This is a genomic window from Pseudomonas sp. PS01303 (assembly GCF_029959385.1).
In the GTDB taxonomy this organism is placed as follows: Bacteria; Pseudomonadota; Gammaproteobacteria; order Pseudomonadales; family Pseudomonadaceae; genus Aquipseudomonas; species Aquipseudomonas rustica.
Genome location: NZ_JASCPK010000001.1, coordinates 68,860 through 83,567 on the forward strand (window position 1 = coordinate 68,860; position 14,708 = coordinate 83,567).

The following is a 14,708-nucleotide window of genomic DNA, read 5'->3' on the forward strand; positions in this document are numbered from 1 at the left end:
TGGTCTGGATTCATCGCTTCAACTCTCTGCGGGTGTAGTCTAGAAAATGCTTTGAATATGGCCGCTACGGCGGTCGTGTTCTTCTACGACTTTTCTCGGCGTGAGGTGAAGCGGTCCGCATCGACTGAGGAGGCGTGGGTTGCGAGGTCGTAAGTTTGCATCACAGCAGGACATTGAACGGCACATTGCAAATGGATTTGGCGAAGGCGCCGGGGCAAGCTACGTGCCTTGGCTGCGGGTACAAGATGTCCCGTCGATAGGTCGTTCGCACAAAATCCAAGGTGTGAAGATCGAGAGGATTCATCACCTACTGTCAGATCTCGAGCGTTCGTACTTCCTTGTGTGTGAATTTTCTGAAGACGTCGTGGATATCCGTGAGCAATATCCGTTACTACCCACAGAGCGCGCGCAAGCGATAGCGTCGGCAATAGATGTACGTTATCCCAGATACCCTAGAACGACACTGCCCTATGTAATGACAACAGATTTCCTGCTAACCGTTAAGGACTTGAGCGGAAACTTTAAGTCGGTAGCTAGAACGGTGAAGTATCGATCCGACCTAGTTGGCAAAGGAAGTAACCGCACGCTTGAAAAACTTGAGATTGAAAAGCGCTTTTGGCAAAGCCAAGGTGTTGATTGGAAAATCGTCACAGATGAATTTTTTACACGAGATTTGATAAAAAATCTTGGACTAATCAGAAAATACTCGAAGCTCCCTCGCGATTTAATGAAAGTCCCTTTGCATTCGAGTTTTATCGAGTGCCTAGCAAACAGCCGGGAATATTCGTGGACTTTGGCCACCTGTCTAAGAAAAATAGCGTCCCTTCTGTCCATCTCTTATCTAGACGCTCAGGCAATTTTCTTCCATCTGGTTTGGAACAAGGTACTGAAAATAGATTTGATTAACACTCCTCTCCACCTTACTAGTCTAGTTCCTGAATTCGAAGTTTTCCAGATCCCTGTCCAAGGATCGTTGAAGGAGAAAATGTCATGACTGTCCTCGTTAATGAGGTTTTTGAGCCTGTTACCGATCTGTCGGTCATCGCTACGATAGCTAGGCTCATTTACCAAGATGAAACGCATGACTTGGCTGTGGTGATAGATCTAGCAGACCCACCCCGGCAGCCCTACGCCATTGGTCTCGAAGAGTTGCGTCGTTCGTTAGCGTCTGGTCACACGAAACCAGCAGCCATTACCACACCCGAGTTTATGCTTGTGCTTGAGGATCAGCTGGATGAGAGAGCCAAGCAAGGCCGGGACGAAAAGTGGGCGGTCATAGCCCCGCTGCTAGATCCTGAATATCCAGGACAAATATTTGTACGGGGAGAGTTAGGCCGGCTTGTTACCAAACGGGCGTCAGAGCTCGGAATTCAGCGAAAAACGATCTATCGGCTTCTTTACCGATATTGGTTTTATGGTCAAGTTCGAAACTCATTACTTAATAATTACTCGGCGGTAGGAGTTGCCGATAGAAAATATGATCCGAGTAGGCCTCCAGGGCGAAAACCTACGTTTCAAGGCGTTCTCACTGCGCCTTCCAAGATGCTCAGTGCGGTTGATAAACGATGCATACGAGTTGGATATGCCCTTTATGTAAAAGATAAGAAATCTTCTATTTCGAGCGCATATGACGAAATGTTGAGAAGATTCTACTCGGTTCGAGACATCTCTAAAAACAGTGAAGAAGAGCTTCGTTTGCTACCTAGCTTAGAGCTGCCCAGCCTGAGGCAATTCAGATATTGGGGACAGATTTTTTTCGACGAAATTGAAACCGAGCGTGGCCGTAAAGGGTTGAGGAAGTGGTTAAAGGACTGCCGTCCGCTTTCAGGTACCGTTCGCGATTGGCTGCGTGGACCGTGTCATCAGTTTGAAATCGACGCAACTATTGCCGATATTTATTTGGTCAATAGCTACTCTAGACGGATGCTTATTGGCCGGCCCGTAGTTTATATCGTTGTGGATAGTTTCTCCGGAATGATTGTTGGCCTCTATGTAGGATTGGAAGGTCCCAGTTGGAACGGGGCGAGGCAAGCGCTGTTCAACGCGTTTACCCCCAAAGTCGAGTTCTGCGCTCAGAACGGCGTTGAAATCAATTCAGATGATTGGAATTGTCACCACCTGCCCCACCAGATTTACGCCGACAGGGGAGAGATGTTGTCACTGGCAGCAGAGGGGCTATCGTCAGGCTTGGGAATTGAGATGGGCACGGCTCCGCCTTATCGGCCTGATTGGAAGCCTATGGTAGAAAGTCGGTTTGGCATTTTGAATGATTTGACGGGTATCAGATGGCTACCTGGCGGGGTAGCTGCGCGAGACAAAGAGCGAGGCGAGCGAGATTACCGGCTCGATGCCACGCTAAACCTCAAAGAGTTCACCCAGATCCTCATCAATTGCGTGCTCCACTATAACCGGCACCATCGACAGCCTGACCGACTGACTCAGGCGATGATGAATGACGGTGTTGAACCTACGCCCAACGGGATATGGAATTGGGCCTGCGAAAACGACCTGATCGAATCCAACAAACGTCCCGACGAGCTGGTTTACCTCCATCTCTTGCCGCGCGAGCGCGCGACCGTTCAAAAGGGCGGCGTGATGTTTCGCGGCATGCACTACGTTTGTGATATGGCCATAGAGAAAGATTGGTTTGCCAAGGCTCGCAAAGGGGGCGTTTGGTCAATAGAGTGTTGGTTCGATCCGAACTCTGCGGCGCACATCTGGATCCAGGGAGAGGCCAAGCAGTTTATCCGCTGTGATCTTCGACGATCGGATGCCGGTTACGCGAATTACCGCTCGGACGAGATTTTTGATCTGCTCGAAGCCTATCGCCAAAAACCGCCTACTCACCGGCGAGCCGAGCTGGAAAGCCGTGTGCAGCTTAGCGATCAGGTCCACCAGATCATCAGCCATGCGCTCGCAGAACGAAAATTGGAACCTGCTCCGCCCACCAAGGCGGAGGCCACTGGAAACATCCGCGAGAACCGCGCAGAAGAACGTCTCCGTGAGCGTGAAAATGCGGCTGTTCCTGAAGGCGTCAGGGCGGAGCCAGCTTCACTTCAATCTGAATCGACACCGAAAGCGCATGACTCATATGCCGGCGAGCGCACTGCGCAAGTTATCGATTTGCTCAAAAGAATTCGGCCAGGACAGGCAAAATGAAAGGTGCGCAGACGTTTGCCAATTACGTCAAACAGGACATAAGTGAGTATGCGGGCAATCCGCTTATCGAAGCTTTGCCTCCTATATTGTCGGAGGCGGCGGCTATTGAGCTGATCTCGAATTTTCCTCAGCCGGTGGATCCGAAAGAGCTGACCCTCGAAGGATCCACTCGAATTCACTGTATCGACCGATTAAGAACCGTGGTACAGCCGTTTTTGTTACACCTGGAACTGGAGGCCCTGTTTTCACTGCTCATCCGTCGAGGGTATGTTGGGCGTAACCCGATGTCGCCCGCTACCGTCCGGCATTTGCATTCTTTATCGGGGGCTCAGCGTTACCACGATGCGTTCAAGTCCACTGCTGAAACGTTTACCGTCGTCGGCCTGAGCGGTATTGGCAAGTCGACGGCACTCCACGCCATTTTGAGCCTTTATCCACAGACAATCCGTCATGAGCGCTATGAGGGAAAGCAGTTTGTTCATACCCAAATCACTTGGCTGAAGCTTGACTGCCCTCGGGATGGATCGCTGGCTGGATTTTGCCAGCAGTTTTTTTATGCGGTTGGTGACGCTCTAGGAGACAAGGACTATCACAAGCGCTACAGGCATCGAAATATCAATGATGCGCTGCAACAGATGGAGCAGGTGGCCAGCACGTTTTTCATCGGCGCCTTGTTAATCGACGAGCTGCAAAACCTCCACCTGGCGAAAACCGGTGGTAAGGAGAGCATGCTGAATTTCTTTCTGCACTTGGTTAACAACATTGGTATCCCGGTCGTTTTCAGTGGCACGAACTCTACGATTAGCCTGTTCTCAGAAGCCATGCGGACTGCCCGCCGAGTCTGTGGTGCCGGTACGCTGGAATTCAAACGATTCGAAAAAGAGGATGAGGAGTGGCGGTTGTTAGTCGAAAATCTCTGGAGCTATCAGTGGTGCAAGCAGACTGCTGAGCTGACTGACGAGATTTTCGACACGCTGTATGAGCACACTCAAGGCGTCACAGATTTCCTGGTCAAGCTGCTGGTATTGAGTCAGCGTTATGCGGTCCAGAGTGGCTCGGAGTGTTTGACTGCCGAGGTCCTGGTGAAGGTAAGCAACTCAAAAATGCAGATTCTAAAGCCAGCCCTTTCAGCTCTGCGTAGCCGAGATCCGAAGCGGATGCGGCAGTTCGACGATTTGCTGCCGATTGAGGATCAACTGAGCGAAATGATGGTCTTCGACGGTTTGGCACGAGAGGATCGCCTCGCCTTGCTTCGAAGCGTTGTGTCCCGTGAGAAGCCGGCAGACCAATCTCCAACCATTCTTGCGAAGGATCACCCATCGCCTATTGCAACTGGTGTGGAAAACTCAGAGGCTAAAGCCCTAAGCGAACAGGACGCTCCCCTCGATGCTCTGCGAGCTGCGGGCTGGCTCAACGAGGACTTGTTTGAGTTCTCACCGATGTATCACAAAGCGTGAGTCGGGGGGTGGCGAAGTGCACCTTAAACTCCATTTCTCCCGCTTCACGAAATAGCGTTGCGCTCACTTCAGGTCATCGAGTCTGAAGTCAGTGCTTTGTCAGCGGAGGCGGTGCGCTACACGTTTTTACAAAGGGCAACGCAGCTTAACCTTGCCTCTGATAACCATCGCTTGCACATGCACATGCTGGCGCAGCACATGGCCGATTTTTTTGCCGCACTCCCGCAAGAATGGGAATTTTCCATACTCGGAGAAGTTCGTGCAGGTACACCCGCCTCGTGGGTCACGAAGCTGCTTCGTACGCCAATAACCTCCCACCACCCGCTCAAATACATTTTATTGGCCGGTGCTCTGGGCATTGACATGGTGAACTTGCTGCATGGTCAACGCCCGGTGAAACAGGCGGTGGCGTGTGGTCCGATAGCTCACATTCAACTTCACACGCGCCTTTCTCCGGTGATGCCCGGTGAAGGCATGGACTGTTCGTCAGCCGCTGTGTGGAAACATGCTCTTGAGGGCGCTGATGCCAAAAAGATCGCTGCCGTTCTAGGCGTTTCATTGGCGTATGTCTATCGTCACATCCGAAATGTAGCCGGCGGGCAAGGTGCTTGGAGTGAGGCAAGATTTCACATTGAGCTATGCGCAAGACGCACGGCTTTCGAGGCTGATTATCGTTTTTACAAAGCACATGCATGCAGGGGGTATGCGTGGCTGTATCGCCACGATAGGCGGTGGCTTTCGGAGTCAACTGTAAACCCAAGCCCCCATCGTACGCCCCGTCTAAATAGCGCCGAAATGTTCGCTGCCCTCGATGCGAGACTGGCCGGCGAAGTCCGTCAGTGTGCTGAAGCGCTTTATGCTCTTGCGGGTAAGCCTGTCCGCATCTCGCGTACCAGAATTGGCCGGGAGCTTCATGTTCTGTCTCGCTTCGAAAAGCAGCTCTGCAAGCTTCCTCTCTGTGCAGCAATGCTCGACAAAGTATGTGAATCAATCGAAGGCTTCCACGATAGGCGTCTGCGATGGGCTAGAAGCAAATTGCTCTCGGAGGGCAAGCCTATATCACGTTCTTCGCTTTACAGGGTCGCGAGCATTCGGCCCACGCTGTAATCCAGCCAGCCATTCCCTCGATCTAAAAAAGTTCTGAATTTAATTCAACGTAAACACATTATTTTTCTGTTAATGAATATTTGCACCTTCCAGAATAGCTACGGCATACGCTGGATGACCACGATCAGCAAGTAAAACGTACTAACCCGCGATCAACAGAAATAGTTTTGCAATTGCCATGGGCTGACCTGCGCAGGTTATCGATACGTGTTTTGTATTCAAGAGTACGATCGCGGCAGGGCTTAGATGAATTCACTACGGTTAAAAGTTGAGCGGCTGGGTATCATTTCCAAATCGATACCGGATACAGAATTTGACGGGTTGCATATATACTGCCCCCGGATGCATATTCTCTTCGAGCCCTACCTTTAATCGGTAAATGATGTCTGATCTATTGTTTTTCCCCGTGTCGATGCCGGATGAAATGCTGCACTCTCGTGTCACCCGATATCACTATCTGTCAGGCAACAGAACCGCGACAGAAACCTACCGCGATTTGTTCGCATCGAAACCCTTTTGCATTGGTGGCATCGTACCCAATCAGATCGAGAGGCTCGCCCACAGACTGCCGGGGCAATCGGAGAGCAATCTCGCAGAGCTGATCAGTAGCAATACCACTTTTCCTGCTTACCGGCCTTTTCTTGGGGTTAAGCAGGGTCCGGAGAACAACGTAGGTCCGCTGGGTTATGACGGGGTGGTACGGGTGCCCCGCAGAGAGGAGTCCACCCATGGCAAGGCTAAGCTTTGTCCTACCTGCGTTCAGGAGGATTTGATTGATCGGGGTTCTGCCTACTGGCATCGATCTCACCAAATACCCGGTGTTGCCGTCTGTTGGCGTCATGGCGACACATTGATCCATGCCTGCCCCGAGTGCTCTCGCCCGTTCTACCGAAAATTGAAGCTACTTCCCAATCTGACTGAGCCATGCGCATGCGGTTGGAGCCCCTTAAACAGCGCAGCGACTCACAAGGGCTCAAAACTGGAACAGAAAGTCGCCCTGTTCGCACACGATATCTTGCAACGCAATATTCCTCCGATAGGCAGTACGGTATTAAGTTCTTGCTACGTCCGCCAATGCAAGAAACGCGGATATATTTTCGGAAAAAATGCAGGTATCGCAAAACTATTCGACAGCATCCAAAGCGCTTACGGTGATGAGCTTTTGTCGCAGATTGATCCAGCCTATAACACCGGGAAACATGAGCAATGGATCCGGCTCAAATCAGACAAAGGTCAGCTAAATATGCCGCTCGCGAGGCATTTGATCATTGCTCTTCATTTGTTTTCCAGTGCAGATGACTTTGAAGAGGCTCTGAAGAATGAGTCTATTCTGCTGAGTGCCTCTGTTTCTCCGCGAGCGTCCAAAGTTGAAGAATCGCATCCTAGCCAAAAAACTAGGTATCGCCAAAAAATTGAGTTGCTTTTAGCGCTACGTAACGACGCCGATGTCGAGTACCTCTGGAAGAAGGCGTACAAACCTACGCAATGGATTCTAGAACATGATAACGCATGGTTAATGGCAAAACTCCGTGCACCTAAAAAAATTGCAGTTACGGTCGAAAAGTCTGTCGACTCAAGAGACGGCGCGTATGCGGCCCTTATCGAAGCGGGCGTAGATGAGCTATATAAAGTTACGAAAGATCCGAAGAGAGTGAATATTCGGAATTTGCAATCGCTACTCCCAGGTTCGTTACCTCATGAGCTGGATCTACGCAAGCAGAGGTTTCCCCTTACTTATCAACAGATAAAGATTCATCAAGAGTCAGTATGGCATTTCCGTCTAAGAACTTTGATATGGACTGTCTCTGAACTCATCCGGATGAAGCTCCCGGTGAATTACTCGACGGTAAGATTGACTTCAGCGGTAGCAAGCAAGGTTTTCCTGGTATTTTCCAGTTTCTTCGAGTGGGATCTGACAAGCCTGGAAAAAACCGGAGTCGACGCGGAGGCCTTGCTCAGATCTACCGGCGTATCGAGGAATTGGGAGGGGCCACCGGTTCCAATAAGCTTTTGAGGTCATCTGTGTTCCGTCAGCGTCTGCCAACCTTTGGTGATAACAAAAATGCCATCTGGCTTGAAAGCGTAAACGCGGAGTAGGGTTCACCTTTCACATTAGTAACCTTCGCGGCAGCTTTCTGAAAGCTTTCACTTGTTACTCTTTAACTCAGAAAATTGAGCTTAGGAGAAAATCATGAAAGCAATGACAGCAGTGAAAGCGTTTTGCGCCGCTTCGGTTTTGACCTTATCTTCATTAGCCATGGCTGAAGGAGGCGGTGACCGCGTGTATGGTCGGATGATGCAAGAAAACCAACAGGCGATGGAGCAATATGCCTTAAGAAATGGTAAGGCCGTCCCTGAAGTTGTTCATTATGAATATGGTATGAACCTCGATATTCAGAAGGTGATCAGTGTCACACAGGCCAACAAAAACTGTAGTGTTGCGCCTTCGCGCATGACCTATGAAGATTCGGCGGGCAAGCTTAATACCGTGGAATACAAGATTATGGGTACCGACTGCCCACATGGGAGTTAGCCCCTTAAGGTCATGTCTACATCAAATCATTCATTTACGCTTTTTAAGCATGCTTGCTGGTCGCTGACATAGAAGTAATTTTCAGGTCACGCTGAAGTTATCTTTTGTATGAAATTATGTCTGTCGGCACGTAGAGGGAATCCCTATGTGCCGGTGGCTTTTTATAATGATAAAAATATTTCATAAAGAAACTCTGCCAAGCAAAAGCCTGGAGTGTTAAATGAACAATAAAAGCTTTTATGGTCTTTCTCTCATTGCCCTTGGCATGAGCATGGGGCAAGTTGCAGTGGCCGTTGAGCAAAAACCTGAGGGGTTCATTGAAGGGAGCTCCCTTAGTCTTCTCAATCGTAATCTCTACTTCAATCGTGACAATCGAAAGGGCCAGTCAAGTCCCACAGGCAATGGTTACGCTGAAGAATGGGCTCATGGGATTATCGGGCGATTTGAGTCTGGCTTCACCCAAGGCACCGTCGGGTTCGGCATAGATGCATTTGCAATGGTAGGACTCAAGCTTGATTCGGGTGATGGGCGCTCGGGGGCTCGAAGCTCAGTGGATGTCATGCCCTACAACAGCAAAGGCCAACCTGAAGACTCTTACTCAAAAGTAGGCGGAGCCGCGAAGGCTCGCTTTATGGATACGGTGGTCAAAGTAGGAGATGTCTTTCCATCCACGCCTGTCGTGGCATATGGCGATTCTCGACTGCTGCCAGAGAGCTTTAAGGGGGCAACGTTCACCAACACCACCATTAAAGACCTGACCATTCAGGGGGGGCGGCTGCATGCGATGAGCCAACCCAACTCCAGCAGCATGCGTGACGGCTTTTCGACTTTCTATGCCGGTGCTGTTGATGCTCCATGGATTGCTTACCTTGGGGGCGATTACACCGTTAATGAGCATGTTGGTGTGAGTCTTTACGCCAGCCAATTTAAGGATGTTTGGAATCAGTATTACGCAGGCACTTCCCTGAGCTACCCGCTCTCAGAGAGCGTCGCGTTGATCGGTGGATTTAATTACTACCGCGCGGTCGACGAGGGTAAAAAACTCCTGGACAGCTTTGATAACAATATCTGGAGTGGCAAAGCCGGGGTTAAATTCGGCGTCCACACGGTGACCGTTGGCTATCAGCGCAGCAACGGCAATGACGACTTTGATTACCTGCGCCAATCGGACTCGATTTTTCTGGATAACTCCATCCAGTACAGCGACTTCAACTCACCGAAAGAGCAATCCTTGCAGCTTCGCTACGACCTGGATATGCAAGCGTTCGGCATCCCAGGCCTTAGCTTCATGACCCGCTACGCGAAGGGGTGGGACGCTGATTATTCCAACGCGAACAGCGTGTATATGCGTCGCGGAGCAGATGGAGCGCCATTGCAAGACCAAAAGCGTTGGGAGCGAGACATTGAGGCTAAGTACATCATCCAGTCAGGCTCTCTGAAGGACATGTCGCTGCGTGTTCGCCAAGCAACCACGCGTGCTACCGATTTCGAATCTGATTTGGATGAGGTCCGACTGATTGTCGAGTACCCACTGCAACTGCTTTAACGAGCGCTAACCTGCGGCACCAATTGTTCGACTACCAGGTACACCCCGTCTCCTTGTTTCTCCTTTGGTTTGGGAGGCGGCTTAGGCGCCCTAGTGGCGCCTTTTTTTGTGTGGATTGACATAAGTGCGGGACGTCCTGTTGTCAGTACCTGTGTTCGCCCCGCTTGGCAAACCTGCTGTCTAGGAGCTTTTGATCCGTTGACAGGCAATCTCCATTCATAACTGAGACTGAAGGTGCAGAGTCATCGTCGATATTCACTTCGACTGCGTGCGCATCGTTTAGCTGAGGGCGTTATAGAGTGGGGCTGGGGGGAACAGCAGGAGAGACGGCCAACAGTAGCTCATTGTCTTTGCGTGTTACTTGAGCGCGGAATGGACAGTATGTGTCCCGCTGCATGGCTATGTCGCTAACCACGCAGGGACAGGATTGAGGGGCCAGATTAGTTTCCGGGGTATTCAGCAATGACCTGGTCTGCGCCTGCTTTGGACAAACCGATTACCTGGTAAGCATCATGTTTTCCGTTGACTTCCATGCCCGGGGATCCAGCCGGCATGCCAGGAACGGCGATCCCGAGAAGGTCGTCACGTTTGCTCATCGCAATGATTTGCTCGGCGGGCACGTGACCTTCAACAAACTTTCCATTGATCATTGCTGTGTGGCAGGACGAGAGTCGTGGAGCAACACCGAGATCCTGCTTGACCGCGCTCATGTTGGTTTCTACATGATCAACGACGGTGAAGCCGTTAGCTTCAAGGTGCTGGATCCACTTCTTGCAGCATCCACAGTTAGCGTCACGATGGACGTCGATCGTCAGCGACTCTGCTGCATGACCAGCTGAACTGATAAACAGAGCCGCAAATGCAGCGAGGCGAAGTGCCCGACCGGGACGAAGAAAGTTATTTCGCATGGGTATGTTCCTTCCCATCAGCGTGGGTATGAGTTTTTGGCTGAGTGGCCGGAGTTGCAGGGGCGTCATGTGAAGCCTCCACAACCTGAGGATGGGCGTGTTCGGTACTTTCATCCTGAGAAGGCGCTTCGGCCGCCTCATGGGCATGAGCGCTGTTTCTCTCGCCATGATGGTCGCCTGCTTCGGCTATTTCTTCGCCTGTACCCGCATCATGATGCCCCGCGACAGCGCCTTTTTGGCCCTCATGCTGGCCTTCATGGTTATGCATTTTGCTCTCGCCGCCACCGTGTTGATGACCACCGCTGCTGGTTGCGAGAGCTTTGTATTGCTCTGCATCCATTGAAGGCAGCTGCTGGAGAAATGCGACCATTCCCCATATGTAGGGATCGGCCATGCTTTTACCCCAAGCGGGCATGCCTGTGGATTTGATTCCATGCTTGATGATCCAGAAAGCTGCGGCAGGGTTTCCATCAACGCCCAGTTTTGAAAGATTCGGAGGTGCGGGGTAAAGGCTATTACTTAACTCGGTTCCTTCAATACCCGGAGCGAGATGGCAACCGATGCACATAGAGTTGTAGTTGCCAGCACCTGCGCGGATTAGAGCTTCTTCGCTCAGGTCGGGGACTTTAATGTCGCGTGAGCGCACTTCGATCGAGCGATCCCGAGCGGTGGAAAGTAGCGCGTAAACGGGATCGGAGTGTGGTTCATCCGCCCCAACATTGATCACACCAAAATAAACCACGCCGGCACCTGTTATTGCGGCAACCACCCCGGCAGCAGTCAATGTTTTCAACGTTCTTTTCATGTCAGGCTCTTAAAACCACATCCGAATACCGGCGACAAATCGCGCCTCGTTCGCATGCTCTCCTTCATCGCTGGCCAGGTCTGCCGTATTGCCGTAGGAGCGGCTCCAGCTAACCCCAATGTAAGGGGCAAATTGGCGAACAATCTCATAACGCAATCGGAGCCCTACTTCGGTGTTTGCCAATCCAGACCCAATGCCGCGTTGAGGATCATTTTTTCCGTAAAAATTGGCTTCGGCCGTTGGCTGCAAGATCAGGCGATTGGTCAGCAGAATGTCGTAGTCGCCTTCCAATCTAGCAGCGGTTTGACCGTTCTCACCGATATAGGCAGTCGCTTCGGCTTCAAAGTTATAGAGGGCCATGCCCTGAATACCGAGCGCTCCCCAAGTTTGTGGTGATCCGGGCTTGAAGTCTTGTCGTACGCCGGTGACGACATCCCACCATGGACCGATGGAGTGCCCCCAAAGGGCTGAGAGTTCAGCGTTTTCCGTTACGCCATTGGTACGTTCGCCTTCCGAACGCAACCACAGTCGGTCAACGTCACCGCCGATCCATCCTTTTGCATCCCAGGCCAACGCACTACCGTTGTCAGCATCCTGGTACTCAAACTTATCCAGCAGCATGAAGGAGTTGACCTTCTTGTCGTGAACGCCATGACCAGCCACATCAGGGAACGCGGCTGCACGGTCAGCGTCGGTCAGTACAGGGATTGGAGTTCGGCTGGTGGTGGTAGCCCCTCCATCCATACTTTCCATACCGTCCATTGCTCCATTGTCCATGCTCATCTTGCTGTGATCCATTGCCCCCATCTTGCTATGGTCCATAGCTCCCATCGAGCCGCGATCCATCTTGGAGTGATCCATCTCTTCTGCCGCCTGGGCCATGAAAGAGAAAGCAGGACTGGTAGAGACTGCCAGTGCCATCAACGTTGGACGTAAAAACTTACTGGTCATGATCTCAATCTGCCTTTTTGGTTTTTTGGTCATGACCCATCGACTCATGGCTCATCTTGCTGTGATCCATTGATCCGTGATCGGGCTTTGATTCTTTTGTCGCAGTTGCAGGCTTGCTCGTTGGCTCCGCAGGAGTAGCAGGTGAATGAACACTACTATCCTCGACTGCCAGCGCCACGGACGAGAGTCCACCCATCAAGCCGACGGCAAAGAGGCAACCGACCAGCGATTTACGATTTAGGTATGTGCTCACAGATCGTCTCCTTTACTCATCAACCCGTACTTCACGGAACATGCCCATTTCCATATGGAAAAGCAGGTGGCAGTGATAGGCCCAGCGACCTAAGGCATCGGCGGTGACTCGATAGCTGCGCTTGGTACCTGGTGGCATGTCGATTGTGTGCTTGCGCACCATGAACTTGCCGTTTTCATCTTCAAGGTCGCTCCACATTCCGTGAAGGTGAATGGGGTGCGTCATCATGGTGTCGTTTACCAAGGTGATGCGAAGACGCTCCCCATACTTGAGACGAAGGGGCTCAGCGTCAGAAAATTTGATGCCGTTGAAGGACCAGGAAAACTTTTCCATGTGACCGGTCAGATGTAGCTCAATGGTGCGATTGGGCTCGCGGCCATCAGGGTCCTCGAAAGTGCTTTTCAGGTCTGAATAGGTGAGGACTCGACGACCATTGTTCCGCAAACCGATGCCTGGATCGTTTAGCTTTGGCGTCGGGGTCATGGCTTGCATATCAACCAAGGGGTTGTTGGTTTCGGAGGCTGGGTGAGTCTGCATTTCTCCACCCATACCGCCCATGCCAGCCATCTTGCTGTGGTCCATACCGGCCATGTTGGACATATCGCCTTTGTCCATGCCCGCCATCTTGCTATGGTCCATGCCAGCCATGTTGGCCATGTCGCCTTTGTCCATACCAGCCATCTTGCTGTGATCCATACCAGCCATGCTAGTCATATCACCGCCGTCCATGCCGGTCATCCCGGTCATGTCACTTTGGTCCATGCCCGCCATCTTGCTGTGATCCATGCCAGCCATGCCGGACATGTCGCCGCTGCCCATACCAGCCATGCTGCCATGGTTCATACCAGCCATACCGCCCATTCCCATGTCATCCATGGACAAAAGAGGCCTAGGGTCGATCGCAGGCACTTGTGCCTTTAATCCTTCGCGAACTGCGAGGGTTCCGCGTGCATACCCGGTTCTGTCCATAGACTGGGCGAAGATGGTGTAAGCCTCTTCACTGGCGGGCTCAACTATCACGTCATACGTTTCAGCTACGGCGATGCGGAATTCGTCGACGCTGACCGGTTTGACGTGTTGGCCGTCGGCGGCCACAACGGTCATTTTCAAGCCAGGAATTCGAACGTCGAAATAGCTCATCGCCGAGCCGTTAATAAAACGAAGGCGCAGCTTCTCACCTGGTTTGAAAATACCGGTCCAGTTACCGTTGGGCGCCTGGCCATTCATGAGGTAGGTGTAAGTATCTCCACTGACGTCTGCGAGGTCAGTGGGGTTCATTTTCATTTCTGCCCACATCTTTCGGTCGGCTACGGTAGATGACCAGCCTTGCTTGCTGACATCGTCGATGAAATCGCCAACGGTACGTTTGTGGTGGTTGTAGTAGTCAGATTGCTTCTTAAGCTTCGCCATGACGCGACTAGGATCTTCATCGGTCCAGTCAGTCAACATCACCACGTAGTCGCGGTTGTATTGAAAAGGTTCAGGTTCTTTCGAGTCGATAACGATTGGCCCGTAAACGCCTGCCTGCTCCTGTAAGCCCGAGTGGCTGTGATACCAATACGTACCGTTCTGATGGATCTTGAATTTGTACTCGTACATACCGTCGGGTGCGATGCCATGGAAGCTTAATCCGGGTACGCCGTCCATATTGGCCGGCAGGATGATCCCGTGCCAATGGATGGAAGTGTCCTGGTCCAAACGATTTTTCACACGCAGTGTGACTGTCTCTCCTTCGCGCCAACGCAGCAAGGGTCCTGGCAATGATCCATTGATGGTCATGGCCGTGCGCGGCGAGCCGGTGATGTTTACAGGGGTTTCACCAATAAACAGATCAAATTCGTTGCCGGTGAGGACGCTCGGCAAGCCTGGACTGGTCACTGCCCATACAGGAGTGCGCCACAGACCAAGGCCGCCAAGGATGCCACCGGCGGCCAGGCCTTTAACGAATGTCCGTCTAGAGGTTTTGGAATGCATGCCGTTTATTTCCAA

Annotated in this window: 12 protein-coding genes; 7 read left to right on the top strand and 5 right to left on the bottom strand. The window is 51.7% G+C overall.

Annotated elements, in window-relative coordinates:
• The first annotated feature begins 139 nt into the window (after positions 1 to 139).
• The 7 genes from QMX93_RS00325 (at position 140) to QMX93_RS00355 (ending at position 9,802) form a co-directional block, all read left to right on the top strand.
• Positions 140 to 994 carry a TnsA endonuclease N-terminal domain-containing protein gene (locus QMX93_RS00325; RefSeq protein ID WP_042556885.1) on the top strand — a complete coding sequence of 285 codons (855 nt, stop codon included), beginning with the start codon at positions 140 to 142 and terminating at the stop codon, positions 992 to 994.
• Entirely contained in the window at positions 991 to 3,159 is a 2,169-nt protein-coding gene (locus QMX93_RS00330; RefSeq protein WP_042556884.1) for a Mu transposase C-terminal domain-containing protein, read from the top strand. Before QMX93_RS00325 ends, QMX93_RS00330 begins: the two co-directional genes overlap by 4 nt.
• Complete coding sequence (locus tag QMX93_RS00335; protein WP_042556883.1) at positions 3,156 to 4,616, top strand: ATP-binding protein; 1,461 nt, start codon at positions 3,156 to 3,158, stop codon at positions 4,614 to 4,616. The genes QMX93_RS00330 and QMX93_RS00335 overlap by 4 nt, the downstream gene beginning before the upstream one ends.
• Positions 4,617 to 4,673: 57 nt before the next feature.
• Positions 4,674 to 5,723 carry a TnsD family Tn7-like transposition protein gene (locus QMX93_RS00340; RefSeq protein WP_282351302.1) on the top strand — a complete coding sequence of 350 codons (1,050 nt, stop codon included), beginning with the start codon at positions 4,674 to 4,676 and terminating at the stop codon, positions 5,721 to 5,723.
• Between the two features lie 382 nt (positions 5,724 to 6,105).
• Positions 6,106 to 7,737, top strand: a complete 1,632-nt coding sequence (locus tag QMX93_RS00345) for a TnsD family Tn7-like transposition protein (protein ID WP_224450881.1) — start codon at positions 6,106 to 6,108, stop codon at positions 7,735 to 7,737.
• 186 nt (positions 7,738 to 7,923) lie between these two features.
• Positions 7,924 to 8,256: a DUF2790 domain-containing protein gene (locus QMX93_RS00350; protein WP_042561925.1), complete on the top strand. Its 333-nt coding sequence runs from the start codon at positions 7,924 to 7,926 to the stop codon at positions 8,254 to 8,256.
• A gap of 220 nt (positions 8,257 to 8,476) precedes the next feature.
• Positions 8,477 to 9,802 carry an OprD family porin gene (locus QMX93_RS00355; RefSeq protein WP_042556881.1) on the top strand — a complete coding sequence of 442 codons (1,326 nt, stop codon included), beginning with the start codon at positions 8,477 to 8,479 and terminating at the stop codon, positions 9,800 to 9,802.
• 440 nt (positions 9,803 to 10,242) lie between these two features.
• Here QMX93_RS00355 and QMX93_RS00360 read toward each other — a convergent pair whose 3' ends face one another.
• From QMX93_RS00360 to QMX93_RS00380, 5 genes are read right to left on the bottom strand one after another with little or no spacing between them, the layout of a single operon-like run.
• The gene (locus QMX93_RS00360) at positions 10,243 to 10,710 is read right to left on the bottom strand and encodes a DUF411 domain-containing protein (protein ID WP_042561924.1); all 468 of its coding nucleotides are present in this window, start codon (positions 10,708 to 10,710) and stop codon (positions 10,243 to 10,245) included.
• On the bottom strand, positions 10,700 to 11,515 hold the full coding sequence (locus QMX93_RS00365) for a cytochrome c (protein WP_080963326.1): 816 nt from the start codon (positions 11,513 to 11,515) through the stop codon (positions 10,700 to 10,702). Before QMX93_RS00365 ends, QMX93_RS00360 begins: the two co-directional genes overlap by 11 nt.
• Before the next feature lie 9 nt (positions 11,516 to 11,524).
• On the bottom strand, positions 11,525 to 12,499 hold the full coding sequence (locus tag QMX93_RS00370; RefSeq protein ID WP_042556880.1) for a copper resistance protein B: 975 nt from the start codon (positions 12,497 to 12,499) through the stop codon (positions 11,525 to 11,527).
• Positions 12,471 to 12,719, bottom strand: coding sequence for a hypothetical protein (locus QMX93_RS00375; protein ID WP_176393382.1), 249 nt, complete (start codon positions 12,717 to 12,719; stop codon positions 12,471 to 12,473). Before QMX93_RS00375 ends, QMX93_RS00370 begins: the two co-directional genes overlap by 29 nt.
• 12 nt (positions 12,720 to 12,731) lie before the next feature.
• On the bottom strand, positions 12,732 to 14,693 hold the full coding sequence (locus QMX93_RS00380; RefSeq protein ID WP_282351338.1) for a copper resistance system multicopper oxidase: 1,962 nt from the start codon (positions 14,691 to 14,693) through the stop codon (positions 12,732 to 12,734).
• Positions 14,694 to 14,708 lie beyond the last annotated feature (15 nt).